The sequence below is a fragment of the Alkalibaculum bacchi genome (assembly GCF_003317055.1).
Lineage (GTDB): Bacteria > Bacillota > Clostridia > Eubacteriales > Alkalibacteraceae > Alkalibaculum > Alkalibaculum bacchi.
The window spans coordinates 46,843-70,058 of sequence record NZ_QNRX01000013.1 but is presented as its reverse complement, the minus strand read 5'-3'; the positions used below and the strand labels follow the sequence as shown (position 1 = coordinate 70,058).

The 23,216-nt window shown below is 35.5% G+C and carries 17 protein-coding genes and 6 tRNA genes; 9 read left to right on the top strand and 14 right to left on the bottom strand.

Going from position 1 to position 23,216, the window contains the following annotated elements; all coding sequences use genetic code 11:
• The first annotated feature begins 190 nt into the window (after window positions 1-190).
• Window positions 191-1,009 carry a DUF2238 domain-containing protein gene (locus DES36_RS10350; protein WP_113921126.1) on the top strand — a complete coding sequence of 273 codons (819 nt, stop codon included), beginning with the start codon at window positions 191-193 and terminating at the stop codon, window positions 1,007-1,009.
• Between the two features lie 454 nt (window positions 1,010-1,463).
• Here the strand turns inward: DES36_RS10350 and DES36_RS10345 are convergent, their stop codons facing one another.
• The gene (locus DES36_RS10345; protein ID WP_113921125.1) at window positions 1,464-2,576 is read right to left on the bottom strand and encodes a GIY-YIG nuclease family protein; all 1,113 of its coding nucleotides are present in this window, start codon (window positions 2,574-2,576) and stop codon (window positions 1,464-1,466) included.
• A 342-nt stretch (window positions 2,577-2,918) separates the two neighbouring features.
• Between DES36_RS10345 and DES36_RS10340 the strand changes: the two genes are divergently transcribed.
• Complete coding sequence (locus DES36_RS10340; protein WP_242981751.1) at window positions 2,919-3,632, top strand: DUF554 domain-containing protein; 714 nt, start codon at window positions 2,919-2,921, stop codon at window positions 3,630-3,632.
• A gap of 241 nt (window positions 3,633-3,873) precedes the next feature.
• Here DES36_RS10340 and DES36_RS10335 read toward each other — a convergent pair whose 3' ends face one another.
• From DES36_RS10335 to miaB, 7 genes are all read right to left on the bottom strand, one after another.
• Entirely contained in the window at window positions 3,874-4,521 is a 648-nt protein-coding gene (locus DES36_RS10335; protein WP_113921123.1) for an HAD family hydrolase, read from the bottom strand.
• Window positions 4,522-5,580: 1,059 nt separating this feature from the next.
• Entirely contained in the window at window positions 5,581-6,306 is a 726-nt protein-coding gene (gene nagB, locus DES36_RS10330; protein ID WP_113921122.1) for a glucosamine-6-phosphate deaminase, read from the bottom strand.
• A gap of 104 nt (window positions 6,307-6,410) precedes the next feature.
• A complete protein-coding gene (locus DES36_RS10325) occupies window positions 6,411-7,706 on the bottom strand; it encodes a methionine gamma-lyase family protein (protein WP_113921121.1) in 1,296 nt (431 codons plus the stop codon).
• Window positions 7,707-7,915: 209 nt separating this feature from the next.
• On the bottom strand, window positions 7,916-8,869 hold the full coding sequence (gene miaA / locus DES36_RS10320) for a tRNA (adenosine(37)-N6)-dimethylallyltransferase MiaA (RefSeq protein ID WP_113921120.1): 954 nt from the start codon (window positions 8,867-8,869) through the stop codon (window positions 7,916-7,918).
• Between the two features lie 9 nt (window positions 8,870-8,878).
• Window positions 8,879-10,750: a DNA mismatch repair endonuclease MutL gene (mutL, locus tag DES36_RS10315; protein WP_113921119.1), complete on the bottom strand. Its 1,872-nt coding sequence runs from the start codon at window positions 10,748-10,750 to the stop codon at window positions 8,879-8,881.
• 228 nt (window positions 10,751-10,978) lie between these two features.
• Window positions 10,979-13,591, bottom strand: coding sequence for a DNA mismatch repair protein MutS (gene mutS, locus DES36_RS10310; RefSeq protein WP_113921118.1), 2,613 nt, complete (start codon window positions 13,589-13,591; stop codon window positions 10,979-10,981).
• 18 nt (window positions 13,592-13,609) lie between these two features.
• Window positions 13,610-14,932: a tRNA (N6-isopentenyl adenosine(37)-C2)-methylthiotransferase MiaB gene (gene miaB, locus DES36_RS10305; protein WP_113921117.1), complete on the bottom strand. Its 1,323-nt coding sequence runs from the start codon at window positions 14,930-14,932 to the stop codon at window positions 13,610-13,612.
• 383 nt (window positions 14,933-15,315) lie between these two features.
• Here miaB and DES36_RS10300 point away from each other — a divergent pair, with 383 nt between their 5' ends.
• The gene (locus DES36_RS10300; RefSeq protein WP_113921116.1) at window positions 15,316-15,501 is read left to right on the top strand and encodes an alpha/beta-type small acid-soluble spore protein; all 186 of its coding nucleotides are present in this window, start codon (window positions 15,316-15,318) and stop codon (window positions 15,499-15,501) included.
• A gap of 476 nt (window positions 15,502-15,977) precedes the next feature.
• On the opposite strand, the gene DES36_RS10295 is transcribed toward DES36_RS10300, so the two are convergent.
• Window positions 15,978-16,556, bottom strand: coding sequence for a MerR family transcriptional regulator (locus tag DES36_RS10295; RefSeq protein WP_170128268.1), 579 nt, complete (start codon window positions 16,554-16,556; stop codon window positions 15,978-15,980).
• Between the two features lie 172 nt (window positions 16,557-16,728).
• Between DES36_RS10295 and DES36_RS10290 the strand changes: the two genes are divergently transcribed.
• The 6 genes from DES36_RS10290 (at window position 16,729) to DES36_RS10265 (ending at window position 17,659) form a co-directional block, all read left to right on the top strand.
• Window positions 16,729-16,805 (top strand) — tRNA-Pro (locus DES36_RS10290).
• A gap of 39 nt (window positions 16,806-16,844) precedes the next feature.
• A tRNA-Ile gene (locus tag DES36_RS10285) sits at window positions 16,845-16,921 on the top strand.
• 126 nt (window positions 16,922-17,047) lie between these two features.
• A tRNA-Pro gene (locus DES36_RS10280) sits at window positions 17,048-17,124 on the top strand.
• A 39-nt stretch (window positions 17,125-17,163) separates the two neighbouring features.
• Window positions 17,164-17,240, top strand: a tRNA-Ile gene (locus DES36_RS10275).
• Between the two features lie 88 nt (window positions 17,241-17,328).
• A tRNA-Phe gene (locus tag DES36_RS10270) sits at window positions 17,329-17,404 on the top strand.
• Between the two features lie 180 nt (window positions 17,405-17,584).
• A tRNA-Thr gene (locus tag DES36_RS10265) sits at window positions 17,585-17,659 on the top strand.
• Between the two features lie 314 nt (window positions 17,660-17,973).
• Here the strand turns inward: DES36_RS10265 and DES36_RS10260 are convergent.
• From DES36_RS10260 to DES36_RS10240, 5 genes are all read right to left on the bottom strand, one after another.
• Window positions 17,974-19,983 carry a bifunctional 4-hydroxy-3-methylbut-2-enyl diphosphate reductase/30S ribosomal protein S1 gene (locus DES36_RS10260; protein WP_113921114.1) on the bottom strand — a complete coding sequence of 670 codons (2,010 nt, stop codon included), beginning with the start codon at window positions 19,981-19,983 and terminating at the stop codon, window positions 17,974-17,976.
• A gap of 12 nt (window positions 19,984-19,995) precedes the next feature.
• Complete coding sequence (locus DES36_RS10255; protein WP_113921113.1) at window positions 19,996-20,580, bottom strand: lysophospholipid acyltransferase family protein; 585 nt, start codon at window positions 20,578-20,580, stop codon at window positions 19,996-19,998.
• On the bottom strand, window positions 20,581-21,234 hold the full coding sequence (cmk, locus tag DES36_RS10250) for a (d)CMP kinase (RefSeq protein ID WP_207657448.1): 654 nt from the start codon (window positions 21,232-21,234) through the stop codon (window positions 20,581-20,583).
• Between the two features lie 160 nt (window positions 21,235-21,394).
• Complete coding sequence (locus DES36_RS10245) at window positions 21,395-21,838, bottom strand: hypothetical protein (protein WP_113921112.1); 444 nt, start codon at window positions 21,836-21,838, stop codon at window positions 21,395-21,397.
• Between the two features lie 151 nt (window positions 21,839-21,989).
• On the bottom strand, window positions 21,990-23,204 hold the full coding sequence (locus tag DES36_RS10240) for a BaiN/RdsA family NAD(P)/FAD-dependent oxidoreductase (RefSeq protein ID WP_113921111.1): 1,215 nt from the start codon (window positions 23,202-23,204) through the stop codon (window positions 21,990-21,992).
• Window positions 23,205-23,216: the final 12 nt, after the last annotated feature.

Genomic DNA, 23,216 nt, shown 5'->3' with positions numbered 1-23,216 from the left:
GACCATACTTTTATTATAAACCTACAAAACAATTTTTTGCACTTGTAGGTTTCTTTGTTTTATCCCCTTTAGTTAAGATGAGCACTAAATATTTGCTCATTCATATAATCAGATAGAGTTGTTATAAAAAATATGTTACTATATATTGATATCCGATATATCATTAGGCAATAAACAGAGGAGTGGATATATGAAAAAATTGAATTTTAAAGAGAAATATAATAATATTCTAGACCATATCAAACAAGAAAAGAGAACATTTGCGATCTATCTCATCCTTAGGGCACTAGTTATAGTAGTGATGATTGCGCAATTCTTTAATAAAAATTATGAGAATGTTTTTCTCTGCATTCTTACCTTATTCCTGTTTCTAATGCCAAGCATCATCGAAATGAAATTTAAAATAGATCTTCCAGGCACCTTTGAAATCATTATTATGTTATTTATCTTTGCCGCCGAAATCCTTGGAGAAATCAATGAATACTATATTGTATTTCCATTTTGGGACACTATGTTACATACTTTAAATGGTTTTTTAGCGGCAGCAATTGGTTTTTCTTTAGTAGATATATTAAACCGTACAGAAAAAGTGTCTTTTCGCCTATCCCCATTTTTCATGGCCTTGGTGGCATTCTGTTTTTCTATGACGATCGGAGTAATATGGGAGTTCTTTGAGTTTGGCATGGATTATTTCTTTCAATACGATATGCAAAAAGATACCATTATACATAGTATCTCTACTGTAAAACTAGACCCATTGAATGGAAATAATACCGTCATTATTGACAATATTACCAAAGTAGCTATAAACGGGAAGGATTTAGGTCTTGGTGGATATTTAGATGTTGGATTATATGATACGATGAAAGATTTATTAGTCAATTTAATCGGGGCTGTTGTGTTCTCAGTTATAGGGTACTTTTACATATTAAAACGAGGAATTGATGCTGTTGCTACTCATTTTATCGTTACAAAGGTGACTAAAAAGGCTGATAAAGCAGAAGAATAGAACTTATAATTATTTGATATATATCTTAATTAGTTAGTGCCTAGGGATCCTTCGTCGCTAGCGCTCCTCTGGATGACTGGAGCAGTTAGCCTGGGGTCTTAAGATTCTTCGCTTCGCTCTAGAATGACAAAGCAGTTAGCCTGGGGTCTTTAGATTCTTCGCTTCGCTCTAGAATGACAAAGCAGGAGCTTGGGTCTTTAGATTCTTCGCTTCGCTCTAGAATGACAAAGCAGGAGCTTGGGTCTTTAGATTCTTCGCTTGCTCTAGGATGACAAAGCAGTTAGCCTGGGGTCTTTAGATTCTTCGCTTCGCTCTAGAATGACAAAGCAGGAGCTTGGGTCTTTAGATTCTTCGCTTCGCTCTAGAATGACAAAGCAGGAGCTTGGGTCTTTAGATTCTTCGCTTGCTCTAGGATGACGTGGTGGGAGCTAGGGGTTAAATATAAAATTTTGAGCTAACTTAAATCACTATTTAGATTACTTGACAAGCTTATAGCTTGTTCTAAAAGCTTTGCAACCCCTTCATCCAGTTTTGTTTGATTTTTAGTATTAAGCCAATCATCATGAATTTCGATAGTTTTACTACTTTTTTTGTTTATATAACTATAAATAATCTGAGTTTCGTCTAGATTATCTTTATTTAGAATAATACTTGGGCTTGCCTCATCTTCACTAAAACAAGATAAAATATTCGTCTTAATATCTTCATGAATTTGTTCTTGATTTTGGTGACTAAAAAGATATCTTTTGCTAAAAAGCATAGCATTTCCCTGAATGAGAAAGAGCTTCAAACCACCTTCTATATCTTCAATCATCCCTATCTTTTTGTTTTCTTTCGCAAAATCAACTATTTTTTCTTTGCTTATGAGATAATTTACAGAATTTAATATTTCTTTATACTTTGCTGCCGCTTCAAAATGTTGGGCCATAGACTCTGATCTCATCTTTTCTTTAAGATCTTCTAAAATGCTGGTATCTGTTCCCTCTAATAATGAGATCACCTTTTCTACTCTTCTTTTGTATTCATCCTTTGCCTTATCTTTATAGCACATCCCCAAACATTTTCCTAATGAGTAATTTAAACAAAGACGATTATTTATAGATGGATTACTGCACAAGATTTGATAATACGCTTTGATATCTTCTAAGGCTTTTTCAACGGTATTTTTGCTCGTATAAGGACCAAACAAAAGATCTTCTTCTTTAGCAATTGGATTTCTTGTATTTTTAATTGTAGGAAGAGGATTATCTTTTTGGACGAGAATATAAGTATAAGACTGCGTTCGATTCATCTGGCTATTGTACATTGGCTTATATTCTTTAATGAGTCTGCATTCAAGAAGTAGGGCCTCAAATTCCGTATCTGTAAGGCGATACTCAAAATCTTTTAAATGTTTTATTAGTTTTTCTACCTTTGATGAATGAGATTTTGAATTCTGAAAATAGTTCCCTACTCTTCTCTTTAAATTCTTTGCTTTTCCCACATATATAATATTGTTTAAAGAATCTTTGTACAAGTATACTCCTGGTGTGGACGGTAAGTTCTTTATCTTTTCTTTTAAGTTCATTAAAATACTCCTATGCTTCGGTGATATGTAGTATTTTATCACGTCACTAACAAATATTAAACGATTGTTGAACAGTAGTTAAATCATAATTGAACAATTACTTTATTTATTAAACGAAAAGACGAGAATGCATATATGCAGTCTCGCCTTCATATCCATTCGATTATTATAGGGGGATAATCGTAATGATATATTTATTATATGCTAAAAACCTTAAATAAATCTTAAATTTATCCCATTTTAAAACTTTTTTGACATTTTATTACTTTGTTAATAATTATGCAAAACAATTATTATATTGCTCACATTTTGGAAATCCGTTATGATATTAGGTATATGTAAATGAAGAAAGGAGAACAAAATATGATAGGTGTTCTCGTCAACACAGCTACAGTAATTATTGGTAGCCTTATTGGATTATTGTTAAAAAAGGGAATTCCCGAAAAATTTACAGATGCAGTTATGATTGGTATTGGTTTATGTACTGTATACATAGGAGTATCTGGCGCTTTACAAGGTGAGAACACTTTAATTCTCATTATTTCTATAGTCATTGGTTCTATTATTGGGACAGGTATTGATTTAGACCAGAAAATTAGTAATCTTGGTCAATGGGTTGGAGATCATTTCAGAAAAACGGAAGGTAATTCTCATTCTGTAGCAGAGGGATTTGTCACTGGTTGCCTCTTCTTTTGCATTGGCGCTATGACTGTAGTAGGGTCTTTGAATGCAGGCTTAACAGGAGACAACGAAATGCTCTTTACAAAATCACTGTTGGATTTTATTGCCTCTGCTATGCTCTCCGTTAGCCTAGGCATTGGCGTTTTGTTCTCTGCAGCTTTCGTCTTTGCTTTTCAGGGTTCCATTGTCTTGCTGGCTGGTTTTTTACAACCTATTCTTACAGATGCTGCCATTGCAGAAATAACCTGCGCAGGATCTTTGATGATTTTAGCATTAGGCTTAAACATTATAGGCATTACAAAAATCAAAGTAGCAAATTATCTCCCCGCAATAGTCGTAGCCCCTATTTTAAATTGGATGCTAAGCTTGTTTTAGCGTTCCTAGCTATATATGTGAGATTCTTACTGTGCCCGAAGCGCACGCGGCGCCATTCAGAGCGAAGTCAAGAATCTCACTTAGCCTCATTTGAAAACAAATTCATCTTCTATTTGTACATATTTTTATATGTCTATATAATTCCTAGAGATCCTTCGTCCTATCGCTTCAGCATGACGTGGGGTGTTAGCTTGGGCTTAAGATTCTTCGCTAGCGCTCTAGAATGACTGGGAGAGTTGCTTTAGAATTTAAAAAGTTTACAAACCTCTTTCATATCTTGAATGACAACATCTGCCACTGACAGGTCTTGCGCTCCAGAATTAGGATTTTGGTATCCTATTGTGTACATACCCGCTGCTTTTGCGGAGCGAACGCCAGCATTAGCATCCTCTATTGCCACACAATCTATAGGACTAATTCCTATTTGCTCTGCTGCTTTTAAATAAATATCTGGGTGGGGTTTACTTCTTTCTAATTCTTCACCACTTACGATGATCGTAAAGTATTTTAACAAATCAAAATTATTTAAGACCATTTCAATAAAGTATCTAGGCGAAGAGGAAGCTAGACCGAGCTTAAGACCATTGTCGTATAAGTATTGAATGAGCTCTATGGTACCAGAAACAGAAACCATACTTTCTTTATTAAATACCACTAATCTTTTTTCATCTTGCCTCTTTAAAAATTCATCTCTACTTACATTAATGGAAAATTCATTAATTAAAGAGTCCACCATTACGTGATCTGCAACACCTATATACTTATCCATATCACTTAAGGTAATTTCTACTCCAAAATCTTTAAGCGTTTCAATCGTACACTGACAATGTAACGGTTCACTGTCAATAATAACTCCGTCCATGTCAAAGATGATGCCCTTTTTTTTCATATGCAATTTTCTCCTTTTACTTTGTCCATTAGTCGCTAGTTATTAGTTTTTAGTCACTAGCATTTGGGTATTCCTTTTGGGTCAAGATCCTTCGCTTGCGCTCAGGATGACTGGGCAGAAACTAGGGTCAAAAGTAGGACTTTTCTAGTATACAAGAAAGTGCCTTTGGCACTTTAGCTACTAGCAGCCAGTCTTCAGTCACCAGTGCTAGGGTCAAGTCTTACAGGTCAAAGATCCTTCGCTTGCGCTCAGGATGACTTGCGTAGAAGCTAGAGTTAAATGTAGGACTTTTCTAGTATACAAGAAAGTGCCTTTGGCACTTTAGCTACTAGCAGCCAGTCTTCAGTCACCAGTGCTAGGGTCAAGTCTTACAGGTCAAAGATCCTTCGCTTGCGCTCAGGATGACTTGCGTAGAAGCTAGAGTTAAATGTAGGACTATTCTAGTATACAAGAAAGTGCCTTTAGCACTTTAGCTACTAGCAGCCAGGCTTCAGCCACCAGTGCTAGGGTCAAGTCTTACAGGTCAAAGATCCTTCGCTTGCGCTCAGGATGACTGGGCAAAAACTAGGGTCAAAAGTAGGACTTTTCTAGTATACAAGAAAGTGCCTTTGGCACTTTAGCTACTAGCAGCTAGTCTTCAGTCACCAGTGCTAGGGTCAAGTCTTACAGGTCAAAGATCCTTCGCTTGCGCTCAGGATGACTTGCGTAGAAGCTAGAGTTAAATGTAGGACTATTCTAGTATACAAGAAAGTGCCTTTAGCACTTTAGCTACTAGCAGCCAGGCTTCAGCCACCAGTGCTAGGGTCAAGTCTTACAGGTCAAAGATCCTTCGCTTGCGCTCAGGATGACTGGGCAAAAACTAGGGTCAAAAGTAGGACTTTTCTAGTATACAAGAAAGTGCCTTTGGCACTTTAGCTACTAGCGGCCAGTCTTCAGTCACCAGTTCTAGGGTCAAGTCTTACAGGTCAAAGATCCTTCGCTCGCGCTCAGGATGACTTGCGTAGAAGCTAGAGTTAAATGTAGGACTATTCTAGTTAAATAAAATATTTATACTTTTAATTATAATTTTGAACCTGCGTCTTTATCAAAAATAATATCTACATTTTCATGTATTTTTAAGAATGTAACAGGGCATTGTGGATCAAGATATGCGTCCTTCAATCTTTTAACCATATCTGCTTTTGAAGTACCAAATGCCAGAACGATGATGTGTTTTGCTCTTAGTATACTTGCCATGCCCATAGTAACTGCTTGTCTTGGAACTTCATCCTTACTTTCAAAAAATCTCTTATTGGCTTCTATCGTGCTTTCAGTAAGATCCGTAACATGAGTCTCATTATATAACTTTATATCAGGTTCATTAAAGCCAATATGCCCATTATTTCCTATCCCTAATACTTGTAAATCAATTCCACCAAGATCTTGAATCAATTTTTCGTACTCTTCACACATTTTTTCTAAGTCTTCTGCGTCTCCTAATGGTACATGGGTATTTTCTTTATTAATATCAATATGATCAAATAAGTTTGTATTCATAAAATATCGATAACTTTGATCATGATCTCCGCTTAGACCAACGTATTCATCTAGATTAACAGTACGTACTTTCTTAAAGCTAATTTCGTTATTTTTATTTTTTTCAGCTAGGTTTTGATAAGTTTCAATAGGAGTAGAACCTGTCGCCAAGCCTAAAACAGTGTCCTCCTTTTGCTTAATTTGTTCTGCAATAATATTAGAAGCAAATGCACTTGCTTCTTTAGGACTTTCAAAAACATGAAATCTCATTATACTTCACTCCTTTTTTTATATTTAAAACAATATAAAATTGTATTGTTTAATGATGCCATAATTATACATTTTACCCTGATACGTATTACCTTATCATTCCATTATAAGGTAATAAATCCTGTTTCCATTAATTCTTGCAAGGCAAGATATAAGCCTAATTTACCATGATCATGAGTAAGACCTCCTTGTAAATAGGCAATATAGGGTTCACGCATTGGGGCGTCAGCGCTTAATTCAATAGATGAACCTTGTATAAAGGCTCCTGCTGCCATAATAACTTGACTGTCGTATCCTGGCATATCCCAAGGTTCTGGTGTTACGTAAGAGTCTACTGGCGCTGCCTTTTGAACGGCTTTACAAAAGCTTATGACGGCCTTAGGATCTCCTAATTTTATGCTTTGAATGATATCACTTCTGTAATCATCTGATTTAGGGCGTACTTCAAAGCCCAAATCTTCAAATACTTTTGCAGCAAGTATGGCTGTTTTTACTGCTTCTGAAACAATATGAGGAGCTAAAAACAAGCCCTGCAGATAAGTTCGATTAATACCTAAAGTAGACCCTGTCTCCTTTGCAATACCCGGAGCGGACAACCTACAAGCGGCCTTGTATACATACTCCTCTTTTCCTACAATATAACCTCCTGTAGGCGAAATGCCGCCTCCTGGATTTTTGATCAAAGATCCAGCTATAAGGTCTGCTCCAACATCAGTAGGTTCTAATGTATCCATAAACTCACCATAGCAGTTGTCAACCATAACGATAACGTCTTTCTTAATGCCTTTGACAAAATCAATAAGCTCTGCAATTTGGCTAATCGTTAAGGCATTTCGCCATGCATAACCTGTCGACCTTTGTATGTAAATCATTTTGGTCTTTGAATGAATAGCTTCTTTAATAGATGGATAATCGACTTTGCCACTCACTAAATCAACTTGATTGTAGTTTACACCATAATCTTTTAATGTGCCGAAATCCTCTTGATTCTTATCCCAACCGATAACGGTTTGGATGGTATCATAAGGTGCACCTGTAACGGCTAACATCTCATCACCTGGTCTTAACACGCCATATAAACAAAGGGATATGGCATGAGTACCAGAAGAAATATGTGGTCTTACTAAAGCATCTTCGCAATTAAATACAGTAGCGTAAACTTGCTCTACTCCTTCTCGCCCCTCATCATTGTATCCATAGCCAGTAGACACTTGAAAATGTCTATCGCCTATACGCGCCTTTTGTAAAGCGGAAATGACTTTTAGCTGATTGTGTTCTCTTATTTCATCAATATTCTTAAAACGAGAGATGATTTTTTCCTCGCTTTTAGAACAAAACTTTATGACGCTATCATCTATATTATATTCTCTTTTGATAAATTCAAATGTATCTTTGTGCAATGATAAAATCTCCTTTTTTTAGGTGGTCAGCAAAAGCTTTAAAATTAGGTGGTCAGCAAAAGCTTTAAAATTAGGTGGTCAGGTGGTCAGGTGGTCGGGTGGTCAGCAAAAGCTTAAAATAAGGTGGTCAGGTAGTAAGGTGGTAAGGTGGTAAGCAGAATCTTAGAAGCAAATTACAATTGTTTAACAACCGCTTAACCATCGTTCAACTATTGTTCAAAAGCAGTAATTCCACTTTCCTTCAAATAATACAGTGCGTCACTTTCTAACTGATCCAACGACCGATAATCCTCTATCTTAAACCATTTAATCCGCTCATCTCTTCTAAACCATGTGAGTTGTCTTTTGGCGAAGTGCCTTGTGTCTCTTTTTAGGATTTCTATGGCTTCTTCTAGAGAGTATTCACCTTTTAAGTATTTGACGATCTCTTTGTAGCCTAAGCCTTGCATGCTGACTAAGTCTTCACTGTAGCCCATATCTAGAAGCTTTTGTACTTCTTCTACTAAACCAGCTTCTATCATTTTATCAATTCTAAGTTCAATTCGAGCGTATAAAGTGCTTCGCTCCATAGATAGTCCTAATAAAATAGGCTCGTATTTTAATTCATTTTCCATAGATTCTTGATCTAATTGAGATTTTGTTTTTCCAGAAGTCTTGTATACTTCTAATGCCCTTATTACCCTCTTTACATTATTGGGATGAATGTTTTGTGCTGAAATCGGGTCTACTTCTCTTAAACATTCATGAAGATAATAAGCTCCTTTTTCTTGTGCAAGAGTTTCTAATTCGTGTCTCAAAGTTTCATTAGGCTCTGTCTTTGAAAAATTCCATGGCTTTGTCAAAGAGTTTACATACAAGCCTGTACCGCCTACTACAATAGGTCTTTTATTTCTAGATAAAATATCTTCAATGTATTTTTCGCTTAACTCACGAAAAACCGCTACCGAAAATTCTTCATCTGGCTTAATATGATCTATCATATAATGAGGGACTCCGTCCATTTCGTCTACGGTAGGCTTTGCTGTACCAATGCCCATGTATTTATAAATTTGCATGGAGTCCGCAGAGATGATTTCACCATCTATTTTCTTAGCCAAGCGAACTCCCATATCTGTCTTACCCGATGCTGTGGGACCCACTAAAACGATCAATTTCTCTTTCATTTTTATCTCCTATTGGATTCTTTTAAATTGCTTTTCGAACTCATATTTTGTTAACTTCACTAAAATAGGTCTTCCATGAGGGCATGTAAAAGGATAATCACAAGCGATTAAAGAATCGATTAATGAAGTGATTTCTTGTGGACTTAATCTCTTATTGGCTTTGATAGCCTTTTTACAAGCAATCCTGATGACTAGCTCTTGAAAAGCATCTACTTTTTTTACATCAACCTTTTTATCCACTTCTTGAAGGATTTCTAAAAGCAAAGAGCTGTCTTGTACTTTATTCGAAAAGATGGGAACCCCACGTAAGCAGATTGTATTGTCCCCAAACTCATCAAATTCAAAACCAATATTTTCAAACACATCTACATGATTCATAAGAAGAGCATAGTCGCTAGGAGGCAATTTTATATTAACGGGAATGATTTGCTGGGTAATCTTATCTCCACTTTTTAATTTTTGAGAGAGATTTTCAAAGAGGACTCTTTCGTGGGCAGCGTGTTGATCCATGAGAAGAATATAATCTTCACCTTCGAATAAGATATAGGTATGAAACAACTGACCTACTACATTCGTATGTTTAAAATAATCTGCAAATTCGTGATTGATTTTTGGTTTTTCTGCAGGTAATGAATTATCTTCTAGCACTTTGCTCTTTTGTTTCTCCTCTTTTATGGGTAAAAACAGATCTTTTTCTTTCGTTTGAGGTTTCCATTGACCAATATTTGTGTCTTTAGGAAGCTCAGGAGAACTACTATTCTTCTGCGTTACCTTCTTTGGCAATACTTCAACTGTACTTGGTGCCTCTTGAGCTAAAAGAGGAGTTATCTCCTGCTGTACAATATTCTTGTCTTCTGAATACACTTTTTCTACTTTAGGCGTGATTTCTTTTACTGTCGTATTGTCTCTTAAGGTTTTCCGAATTCCATCTTTAATAAGAAGAAAAATTAAGCTTTCATTTAGTATCTTAATTTTCGTCTTCGATGGGTGTACATTTACGTCTAACATATGAGGTGGAATATTAATATTTACAATAAACACAGGATGTTGATTGATCATAATGGAATTTTCATATGCTTCTTCAATTGCCCTAGAAATCTTTGTATCTTTTACATAACGATTATTAATATATGTGTATTGGTACTTCCTGCTGCTTTTGGTATAATTACTCTTTCCTAAAAAACCAGATATCATCAAGGGCTTATTTTCGTAATCGATGCTTATTAAAGAGTCTCCAAATTCACTTCCAAAAATACTGTAAATACAGTTGTGAAGATTGTCGTCTCCAGGAGTCTTTAGAACAGTTTTGCCATCTACGGTTAGAGAAAATGAAATATCTGGATGGGATAGAGCTAAATTTTCTCCTAGCTGTATGATATCCTTTGAAAGTTCATTAGATTTTTTCATATGTTTTAACCTGGCTGGCGTATTGTAAAAAATATCTTCTACACTGATAGATGTGCCTGGGCTAAAGCTTCTACGGATGATATGAGTCTTGTTGGCATCAACTCTCACATAGCTGCCTAAGTCTTCCTTTCTCGATTGAGTTTTTACGCTCACTTTTGAGATGGCAGCGATACTAGGCAGGGCTTCTCCTCGAAAGCCTAGGCTGTTAAGCTCATATAAATCTTCTAATCTATGAATTTTGCTTGTAGCATGGCGCTCAAAAGCCAGAGATACTTCCTCGGACATGATGCCACTGCCATTGTCCATAACTGTAATTTCCTTTTTACCTCCATCGACAATGGAAATATCGATTCGAGTACTACCCGCATCGATGCTGTTCTCTACCAGCTCTTTAATGACAGCCCCAGGATCCGTAATCACTTCCCCCGCCGCAATCTTAGCGGCCGTTTCATGATCTAAAACTTGTATTGGCATTTAATCACCACCTTGCTTGGAAGTTAGATGTAGAAGGTTAAGCATTAGAATCTTAGGCTAAAGAGATTAAATCTTAAGATTCTTCGCTTCGCTCCAGAATGACTGAGCAGTTGGTCAGGGTCATCCTGAGGGCTAGCGAAGGATTTTACACTACCTCGCCTAAAGGCGAGTTGGTTTTGCTGACCACCTGACCACCTGACTACCTGACTACCTGACTACCTGACTGCCTTAGTTAATCTTCTTTCTAAGATTATACACATAATTCATAACCTCTATAGGACTCATATCTTCTATAGGCAGAGCCTTTAGGTCTTCGATGATCTGTTTGTCTTGGTAATTGAAGAGATTGACTTCTGCTTTTGGATGTTGAGGCTCTTTTGTCTTTCTTGGAGGCACTTTAGCATCTTCGCTACTCTCTAAACCCATTAAGATTTCCCTAGCTCTAGTGATGACTTGCTCTGGAAGACCTGCTAGTTTAGCTACTTCGATACCATAGCTTTGGTCCGCACTTCCTGGAATGATTTTTCTTAAGAAAATCACGCCATCTTGGTTTTCCTGAACTTTTATGCAGTAATTTTTGACTCCTTCTAATAAAGCCTCTAATTGAGTTAGCTCATGGTAATGGGTAGCAAATAAAGCTTTGCCGCCAATTATTTCTTTATCGTGTATATATTCTGCAACAGACCAAGCGATGCTTAGCCCATCAAAAGTACTTGTCCCTCTTCCAATTTCGTCTAAAATAATCAAACTATTATGTGTGGCATTTTTTAATATATTTGAAACCTCGCTCATCTCAACCATAAAGGTACTTTGACCTAATGCCAAATCATCCGATGCCCCTACCCTAGTAAAGATTCGGTCTACAACTCCAATTTTTGCCTTTTCTGCTGGAACATAACAGCCTATTTGAGCCATTAAAGTAATAATGGCCACTTGCCTAATAAAAGTAGATTTTCCAGCCATATTAGGCCCTGTAATAAGTAGCATTCGATTGTCATTACAATCTAATGATACAGAATTGGGCACAAAATCTTTTTTGTCCATCATATTTTCTACTACAGGATGGCGACCCTCATAAATCAGTATTTCATCTCCAGAATAAACAATGGGCTTTACATAATTGTTTTCATAGCTCACTTTGGCAAAAGAGAAGAGCACATCTACAATACTGATGATCTCTGCAGATTTTTTGACTCTTTGTACGCTTTCTAGAACAATATTACGTATTTCTTGAAAAATATCGTACTCTAAGTCAATTACCTTTTCTTCTGCATTTAAAATTTTGCTTTCAATATCTTTTAGTTCCTCTGTATAATACCGTTCTGCATTCGCTAATGTTTGCTTTCGAATGTAGTTTTCTGGCACTAAATCCAGATTCGTCTTTGTTACTTCAATATAATAGCCAAAGACTTTATTAAACTTGATTTTTAAAGATTTTATGCCCGTTTTTTCTTTTTCTGCATTTTCTAAATTTAAAATAAAATCCTTCCCGGATACATTAATTTCCCTATAATAATCTACTTCTTCATTGTAGCCACTGCGTATAATATTTCCTTCTTTCACGCTAATAGGTGGCTCTGGATGAATACTCTTTTCAATTAAATCCCTAATATCTTCTAGTGTATCTAATTGTGTATTTAATTTTTGAAGATAATCACTATCTAGACTCGATAATGTTTCTTTGAGAGAAGGAATCATAGAGAGAGAATTTTTTAATGATAAAAAATCCCTTCCATTACAGTTTCCAAAGGAAATCTTGCTAATTAATCTTTCTAAATCGTAGATGTTTTTTAAATCCTTCTCTAGTTTAAGCTGAAGGGACACATCTTCTAAGATAGCGCCTACTGCATCTAGTCGATAGTTGATATTTTCTACATCTATTATAGGTTGATGAATCCAGTCTTTTAGCTTTCGTCCCCCCATAGACGTTTGAGTCTTATCTAGCACTTCTAAAAGGCTACCTTTTTTGTCATTTGTGCGCATATTTTCCGTCAATTCAAGATTTCGTCTAGTAGAAAGATCCATAGCCATATATTCATCGACTACGTATCTTTGCAATTTATCAATATGAGATAAAGCCCTCATTTGAGTTTCTTGTAAATACGTTAGTAAAGCACCACTTGCTCGAATAGAATACTCATCTGCTTCAATCCCTAAACCTGTCATAGAGTATACAGAAAACTGTTCTTTTATGATGTCTTTGCTGCTCTCTAAATTAAAGTATTTATTTTGAAGAATATTTACATAAGAGTCAAATCTTTTTTCTATATTTTCCATGAGCCATTTATCTTTAAAGAGAACCGTATTAACGATCATCTCCGAAGGCTTGTATTTTGCAATTTCATCAAGTAGCTTTTCTTTTGGATTTTTTGCACGGATGACTTGTGAAGTCCGAAACTCTCCTGTAGAAACATCTACTATACCTATGCCAAAATCCGTCATATTGTAGTATATACTCATAAGAAAATTATTGTTTTTTCCTTGAAGCAACTTTCCATCGTTGACGGTTCCTGGCGAGATGACTCGCACAATCTCCCTTTTCACTAAACCTTTCGCCTGCTTAGGATCTTCTACTTGCTCACAGATTGCTACTTTGTAGCCTTTTTCAATGAGCTTTGCAATATAGTTTTCACTAGCATGATAAGGAACGCCACACATGGGCGCCCTTTCTTCTAAGCCACAATCTTTACCCGTCAGCGTAATCTCTAGCTCTCTCGATGCGGTTATGGCATCGTCAAAGAACATTTCATAAAAATCTCCTAATCTGAAAAAGAGTATGGCATCTTTTACTTGCTCGTGAATCTCTAAATACTGCTGCATCATAGGCGTCAAACCTGCCATAATCACACCTCCCTTCAGTTATACCTGAACACCGTCTAAGCTAAAGCTCTTTATTCCAGTTATCTTTACTTTCACAATTTGACCAATGGATCCTTCATCTCCAGTAAAATTAACTAATTTATTGGTATCTGTTCTACCTGCTAATTTATTCGGATTATTTTTACTTGGCCCTTCTACTAAAACCAGAACCTCTTCTCCGTCATAGACGCTATTAAGCTCTCTTCCAATATCATTTTGCACATCTAAAAGTCGGTTTAATCTGTCGTGCTTTACATCTTCGTCTATTTGTTCTTCCATTTTTTCAGCTGGAGTACCACCTCTGACAGAGTAAAGGAAAGTAAATGCAGAATCAAATTTGCATTTTTGAACTACATCAATTGTATCCTGAAACTCTTCTTCTGTCTCCCCTGGAAATCCCACGATAATATCTGTAGAAATGGCGATATTGGGAATTCTCTTTCTGATCTTTTCCACTAAAGCAAGGTAATCTTCTTTTGTATACTTTCGATTCATCACTTTTAAAATCCTGCTATTACCTGCTTGGAAAGGCAAGTGAATGTGATTGCATACTTTTTCTTCTTCTGCGATAGTCTCTATGAGTTCATCAGAAAGATCCTTTGGATGAGAAGTCATAAAGCGAATGCGCTCAATGCCATCCACTTTGCATAGTTTTCGAAGTAGTCCAGCAAAGGAAATAGGATTGTCCAAAGTTTTCCCATAAGAATTAACATTTTGACCCAATAAAGTAATCTCCTTACAACCTGACTGGGCTAAAGACTGAACCTCTTTTACGATGTTTTCAGGCTCCCTACTGCGCTCTCTTCCCCTAGTATAAGGCACAATACAATAGCTGCAAAAATTGTTGCAGCCATTCATAATAGATACATAAGCTTTAAAAGAGTATTTGCGATCTGTAGGCAAACCTTCTACAATCTGTTCGCCATCTTCCCAAACATTAACGACCATTTCCCTACGTTCTAAAAAATCAGATAGTAAATCTGGAAACACGTGAATATTGTGAGTTCCAAAAATCAAATCTACAAAACGATATTTTCTTTTAATTTCGTTGACGATTTCTTCTTGTTGCATCATACATCCACAAATGGATAAAATTAAATTTGGCTTTTGTTCTTTTAATTTTTTATATTTACCTAGATGACCAAAAAATTTGTCATTTGCATTCTCTCTAACACTACAAGTATTGAGTATGACCATATCAGCCTTGTTATCTTCATCTGTAGGCTGATAACCTAAATCTTTTAGCAATCCAGAAATTTTCTCAGAATCATTTTCATTCATCTGACAACCGTATGTCATGATTTTAAAATACTTTTCTAACATTTTTCACCTCGTCTGTTTTAAAGATACATTATATCAAAATATGAAGTTGTTTTGTAGGGGTAATAAAAATATCGCAGAATTTTTGCTTTAAGGGGGAAATCTTTTAAAATGAGGTGGTCAGGTGGTCGGGTGGTCAACAAAAACTTCAAAATCAGGGAACTCGCCTTAAGGCGAGCAATTTAAGATCCTTCGCTACGCTCAGGATGACCAAGCAGTAGCTAAGGCAAAAGGCTAAAATATAAATAAAAATGAGAATTAAATTTAAAATATAATTTTTATTTAGAAAAGATTAGCTTTCTCTTCCAAACTCGCAAAATATTACCTGTTTATTATCTTTTAATCTTCACATACTATGACTAACAAGAAAAAAGGAGGTGTTAATAATGAGCCGAAGAAAACAAAAAGCAGGACTTGAAAATTTCAAGATGGAATGTGCAAGGGACTTAAATGTCAACCTAAAACAAGGTTACAATGGAGATTTGACTTCTAAAGAAGCTGGTTCAATCGGTGGAGAAATGGTTAAACGTATGGTTCGTTCTTACGAAGAACAACACATGAATAATCTTTAATAAAAATAGTACATTTAATATATATTTAGATTTATAAGTATATTAAGAAGCAGTGTTGTGGCTTCTCGTAATTATAAATCTAAACAACAAGAGCAGGGCCATTTTCGCCCTGTTTTTTTGTTTAGGTGAATGCGGGAAGCTGAAAGCGGAAAAATCATCTCGCCTTTAGGCGAGGTAAGTAAGATCCTTCGTCGCAAGCTCCTCAGGATGACAATGTAGTAGCTCGAGTCAAGGAATAACTGTTATTGGGGAACGGTGAGGGCACCGTTTCTTACCATTTGTTTTGTACATTCACATTAGCTTCATGTGTTTTCCCTCACACATTAGCTTCATGCATTTAATATATAAGTTAATGTACAAGTTAATGTATGAGTTAAAGTGTCGGAAGAATATCTCGATTATGTCTCACTTAAAGTCACCTATGGTGACTATTGGTTTTACATAGAACTTATAACATAGAACTTAGAACTGTAGCTTTAACGGAATAATCTCTTAAACACGAATTTCTTCTGTTCTAACTGAGAATATTTTTCTTTAATATCTACTAGTTCATAAGTTTTTTCTTTTAATTTCATCTTTAATTTTGCATTTTCAGATATAAGAACATCTTTGTCTTCTAGTTCTAAATCTTTTTTAAATTCGTCTATGGTATTATTAAGCTTGCATATGGTCTCATTGATCTTGCTAAAATTTGTATACATAACGTCATTTAGACTATCTAAGTGCATTGCCACTTCTCGTATAGCTAGATTATTCGCCTCATTACTAGAATTACTAGAATTTTCGTTAAAAGGTACAGGGGCCGTTTCTCCAGATATTTCATCTTCTACTGTAGGAGATTTTAGAATTTGTTTGATTTGACTGTTATTATAACCTTTATTTTTCAAATCTTTTATGTACTGAAAAGTTTCAATTTCTTTAATCGTATATTCTCTACGATTGCTCTTATCCCTTGGAACATGTATGTCAAATTCACCTTCGTAAAATCGAAGAACATGAGGTTCGTAATCTAAAATTGTAGCCGCTTCCGATATGGTATGTTTTTGAATACTCAATTTTATCACCTTTTTTATCGTAGTTTACTTGTCCATTATATTCCACATATTGCGAGGATTATATTGAAATTTGTCAGAGGAGAAAGATTTTTTTAAAAAATTTTGTTGACAATCTTTTCTGAATATTGTATATTAATATTTGTCCTCAGGGACACGTAAGATTTAAAAAGATCGAGGTGTAGCGCAGTTTGGTAGCGCACATGGTTTGGGACCATGGGGCCGAAGGTTCGAATCCTTTCACCTCGACCATTTTTTCTTTATTTTTATGTTTAAATGCAAATTTTGTGGGGGCTTTTAGCTCAGTTGGTTAGAGCAACCGGCTCATAACCGGTAGGTCCGGGGTTCAAGTCCCTGAAGGCCCACCAAGTCTTTTAATGAATAATGTATAATTAAAATACTTTTTTATTACTTATTCTTCCCTAATAACAATTAAAGTCATTAAAAACTTGACATTTTAAATGATTTAATGTATATTATAATTTGTAACTTATCGAGGTGTAGCGCAGTTTGGTAGCGCACATGGTTTGGGACCATGGGGCCGAAGGTTCGAATCCTTTCACCTCGACCATTTTTTCTTTATTTTTATGTTTAAATACAAATTTTGTGGGGGCTTTTAGCTCAGTTGGTTAGAGCAACCGGCTCATAACCGGTAGGTCCGGGGTTCAAGTCCCTGAAGGCCCACCAGTTTTTAATGAATAATTAATAGTGAACAATGTACAATTAAAATTACCTCAAATTATTCATTATTAATTGTTTATTATTCATTAAATACGCCCAGATAGCTCAGTCGGTAGAGCAGGGGACTGAAAATCCCCGTGTCGGTGGTTCGATTCCGCCTCTGGGCACCATTTTAAAAGCTAATACATCGTAAGTACTCTCCCCTATATTATATAATAATATACTGGCGTGGCTCAACGGTATAAGTAGCGAACCAAAATTTCGCTTTTTGAAATTTTACGTGAGTCACTTAGTTAGGCAAATTAGTATAGTGCATTATTATGAAATGGGCAATAAACAATATATAACATGCTGGCGTGGCTCAACGGTAGAGCAGCTGACTTGTAATCAGCAGGTTGTAGGTTCGATTCCTATCGCCAGCTCCATAATGACTTTAAACCATATCTTTAACTAGGATATGGTTTTTTTATTTTATGAATTAGTCACATATAGGATATTAAGCAATCAGGGCTTAGGTATTCCTTTTGGGGCTTAGGATTCTTCGCTTCGCTCAAGAATGACTGGGGCGCGGCTCCGTAAGTCTTTGTTTAAGTGCTGAAGTACTTTTCTGACTTTATCTTCTCCCCTAGTCATTCAATTGCTAACCTTCAACACTAGCATTAGTGCTACCAACGGTGGCTAAAGGTTTTCCCGTCCAACGAACCAACCGTCCAACCAAAAAAGGGCTAACGCCCTTTTTTTATTTAAACAAATCTCCGAACAAATCTCCTAATGTTGGATTTGCGTTTTCATCTTTATATACGCTTATGTTTTCTTCGATTTCTACTTGTTTTTCTACTTTTTCTATGGTTTCTTTAATGCTTAGAGATACTTTCTTTTTGTCATTATCAATACCTATGATTTTTACTTTTACAGTATCTCCTTTATGAAGCACAGCATCAACACTTTCCACCTTTTCATGAGAAATTTGTGAAATGTGAATTAAACCTTCCACTGTTGGTGCAATTTCAGCAAATGCACCAAAAGATACTGTATTTGTAATTGTTCCTTCTACAATATCTCCTTTTTTATTATTGTTAACAAATGAAGTCCATGGATCTTCCGTCATTTCTTTTACGCTTAATTTAATCTTTTGATTTTCTTCATCTAAATTAATGATTACTGCTTCAATTGTATCTCCTTCAGATAATACATCATTTGGATGATTTACCTTAGAATGAGATAAATCTGAAATGTGAACGAACCCATCAAGAGCACCAATATTAACAAAAACACCGTAATTCATAATGGATTTTACTTTACCACTAATCTTTTGCCCTACTTCTAAAGAGCTGAAGAAATCACCTTTCACTTTTGCATCTGCTTCGACTTTAGCTTTATGTTCTGCTTCTACTATTACCTTTTGAGATAAGATTACTTTGTTTTTCTTTTTATCAAATTCAATAATCTTCCCTCTTATTTGCTTTCCTACTAAAGATTCTAAATCTTTTACGAATTTATAATGATATTGTGAAGCAGGCATAAAGATTTCTGAGATTCCTACATCAACCATCAAGCCACCTTTTATAGCTTTTACAACTTTACCTTCTAGGATTGTGCCTTCTTCATAAGCTTTTTCTAATTCGTCTTTCGCTTTTCTCTCTTCTAGACGTAAAACAGAAAGCTCTACGCTATCGGTACCAATATTTAATACCAATGCTTCAATATTATCTTGTGGATTTACTATTGTACTTAAGTCTACATCTGAATCTTTTGTGTACTCAGATTTTTTGATGATTCCATCTGTTTTATATCCTACATTAACGATAATTTCATCTTTTGATGCAGATATTACTTTTCCCTCTACAATGCTGCCCTTTCTAAAACTTTTGAAGGTGTCCTCATAAGTGCTGTTCATGTTTTCCATATTGTTTTCTTGATTTTCCATAAAATTTATAACCTCCTCGATAATCCATTGGGGTGTTGATGCCCCCGCAGAAATACCTACTTTTTCATATTTTTTTATTTTATCCATATCCAGATCTTTTTTCGTCTCAATATGGAATGTATTATTGCAATATTTTTTGCTGATACTTACTAATTTTTGCGTATTAGAACTATTATACCCGCCAATGATGATCATGCAATCTACATCCTGTGCAATTCTTCTCGTCTCTTCTTGGCGCTCTTTTGTTGCATTACATATGGTATTAAATATAGCTACATTATTATGTTGTTCTTTCATCTTTTCTGTTATCGCTATAAATAATTCGTTTGTAATGGTAGTTTGTGCTACAACGCATATTTTATCATATTTAGCTACGTTTGGCACATTATTTTTATCATCTACTATTATTCCGCTATTATTACACCATCCATTAATACCCTTGACTTCAGGATGGTCCTTATTTCCAATGATTACAATTTGATAATCTTCATCATAATATTTTTTTACTCTCTTCTGAATATTCTTTACATATGGACAAGTGGCATTGATAAGATTTAGGCTTTTCTCTTCTGCTTCCTTAATCACATTTTCTCCAACACCGTGAGATCGTATGACTATTGTTCCTTTTTCGATTTCATCTAATCCTTGTACTGTCTTGACACCCCTTTGTTCAAGTTTTTCGATGACTTGAGGATTGTGTATAATAGGACCTAATGTATGGATGAGGTGAACTTGTCCATCTTCTATGGCTTTGTCTACAGCATCTAATGCTCTATTTACACCAAAACAGTACCCTGCTGTTTTCGCTAGTATGATCTCCATTGTATCCCTCTCTTATCTGCTTACTAGTTTTCGTACTTGATTCATGATGTCTTCGCTGATTTCTTCCATCTTTTCTTTAGGCACTTTTTTTCCATAATAAGACTCTAAGGAAATAGGTTCTCCAATATTTACAGTAACTTTGCTTCCTATTTTGTAATTTGCAGAAATTCCGATAGGAATGACTAAAGCTTTAGACTTTATAGCTAACATAGCCAGTCCTGCCTCCGCCTTCTTTTCTTCCCCTTCTTTTACTCTAGTACCTTCTGGAAAAATACCAAGTGTATGGTTTTCTTTTAGAACTGTGAGAGAATTTTTAATGGCACCAATATCACTTTGCCCTCTTTTGATGGAAATCACATTAAGATGCTTTAAGAGCCAAGCAAAAGCTTTATTTTTAAATAGCTCTGCCTTACCTAAAAAGTGTATTGTCCTCTTGGTGCCTTTACAGGCTATAACGATGGGGTCTATCCAATGAATGTGATTAGAGCAAATGATTATCGCTCCTGAATGAGGAATTCTCTCTTTATGCTGTACTTCAAACTTATAAATACATGATATACAAACATTCACGATAAATCGAACAAATGTATAAACCATCTACTCACCTTCCTCTTCATTTATGATGGATTTCATAGTTTGAAGAACCTCATCAATTGTCATATTACTTGTATCAATGACGATAGCGTCATCTGCCTTTTTTAAAGGAGAGACTTCTCTCGTCTGATCCATTTTGTCTCTATTTGCGATATCTCGCTTTAATTCTTCTATATCCATATTTTGGTCTAATTGTTCGTATCTTCTTTGAGCTCGAATGTCAATGGACGCGTCTAAATAAAACTTGTATTCTGCTTTAGGTAGGACAACTGTTCCAATATCTCTTCCATCCATTATAACAGATTTTCCATTAGCGATTTCACGTTGCTTGTCTACCATAAGCTCACGGACTCTAGCAAATTTTGATACTGCAGATACATTATTGCTAACTTTTTGTGTGCGAATATCAATATCTACGTTTATTCCATTTAAGTAAATGCAATTATTATTAAAATCGATGTCGATTTTTTCGGCTTCCTTTATGATTGTCTCTTCATCTTCTACATCCACGTTTAACTGTAAAATATGATAGGTTAGGGCTCGATACATGGCTCCAGTATCTAAATAATCAATATGGATTTCTTGTGCTAATCTTTTAGCAATGGTACTCTTCCCTGCTCCAGCAGGCCCATCAATTGCAATATGTATATTTTTCATTTCTTCCTCCGTTCAAGTTCTAAGTTCTACGTTGCAAGGTGCAAATTTTAAGTAAAAGTGACTCCTTGGTCGGGAAAAGCTGAAAGCTGAAAGGAAAACCGTCTCGCCTTTAGGCGAGGGTGGTTTTCCTTACCACCTTACCACCTTACCACCTTAAAAATCAGCTCTTCTCTTGAATTTCTACCTTAAACAAATACGTCATCCCTTTTTCACACTCGTACTTGCTTCCCATTTTAGGTGTAATAAGGTTATCTGTTGCGTCTATTAGGTGTAGGGTGATGGTTTCACTATTGTTGTTTCTTACTTCTACTACATCCCCATCTATTACTTCTAGATCAAAAGGGGACTTTTCGTCCTCTTCCTTTACTTTTTCTCCATTTAGAAAAATTTGAACGCCTTTATCTCCTGTAAAGTTAAATCTAAGATTTCCTTTTGATATATAGATTGTGCTCTCCTCTAAACTAACAGGTATACCCGTCTCATTGGACTTAACCGTCTCTAATACATCGTTATTTACAAAGATTTGAACGAGCACTACTGCTCCAAAGGCAAAGACAATTACAGAAACTAATAATTTCTCAAATAATGAAATAGATTTTTTCAAGATTCTACACTCCAATACAATATAATCCTAACAATCATTAGATACATTAAAAGTAAGCTATTCTTATCAAACAGCAAAAGGATTAAGCCCTTTACTTACGTATTGATACCAATCTTTACTATTTTATGTATTTGAGCATTATTTCATTCCTTTAACAGCTTATTCCTGCTAAATACCCAGTTGAAAAAGCAATTTGAAGATTAAAGCCTCCTGTCACAGCATCTACATCTAATACTTCACCAACTATATAAAGCCCTTCGACTACTTTAGACTCCATCGTTGCAGGGTTTACTTCTTTTACTTTTATTCCACCTGAGGTGATAATACCTTCATTAATAGGCCTTTTGCCCTTAATAGATACGGTTAAGTTCTGTAAAATTCCTCTGATTTTATTGCGTTCTTCTTTTGTTATTTGATTTACTTTTTTGTATTCATCGATGCCGCTTAGTTCTATAATCACCGGAATCATCTTTTTAGGTAGCAAATCATCAAGTGCATTTTTAAAACTCTTATTAGCGTACTTTTCAAAATCTCTAAGAATCCTACTATCTAGGGTTGTTTCATCAAGAGCAGGTTTTAAATTGATTCTAACAGTATATGAACCTTCTTCTTTTATAATAGAGCTTAAAGATAATACGGCCGGACCTGAAAGACCAAAATGCGTAAAGAGCATTTCGCCAAAAACTTCTTTTACCTTTTTATTGCCCTTAAAGAGGGATATACTAACATTTTTTAAGGAAAGCCCCTGTAATTCCTTCACAAAAGAATCCTCGCTTACAAGGGGAATAAGAGCTCCTTTTGGCTCAATAATTCCATGTCCTAACTTTTTAGCAAATATATACCCATCTCCAGTAGAGCCTGTCTGACTATAGGTAACTCCTCCGGTAGCTAAAATAACACCATCACATTCGATAGTTTGACCATTCTCTAATAAGACTCCTTTGATTTTACCATCTTCAGTTAAAAGATCCTTTACCGTAGTATTTAGCCTTACCTCTACATTGTTCTTTTCTAAATACTTGCTCATTGCTTTAATGACATCACTAGATTTGTCACTTTGTGGAAAAACCCTATTGCCTCTTTCCACCTTTTCTCTTAAACCTAGTTCATTAAAAAGCTGTATGGTGCTTGTATTGCTAAAAGTATAAAAAGCACTGTAGAGAAAAGATTTATTGGTGACTACATTTTCAATGAGCTCTTCTATTTCACAGGCATTTGTAAAATTACATCTGCCTTTTCCCGTTATAAACATCTTTTTGCCTAGTTTTTCATTTTTTTCTAATAATATTACTTCATGTCTCGCACCTGCAGTTCCAGCAGCCATCATACCTGCTGCTCCTCCGCCAATAACGACAATTTTGCTCATATATTCTCTTCT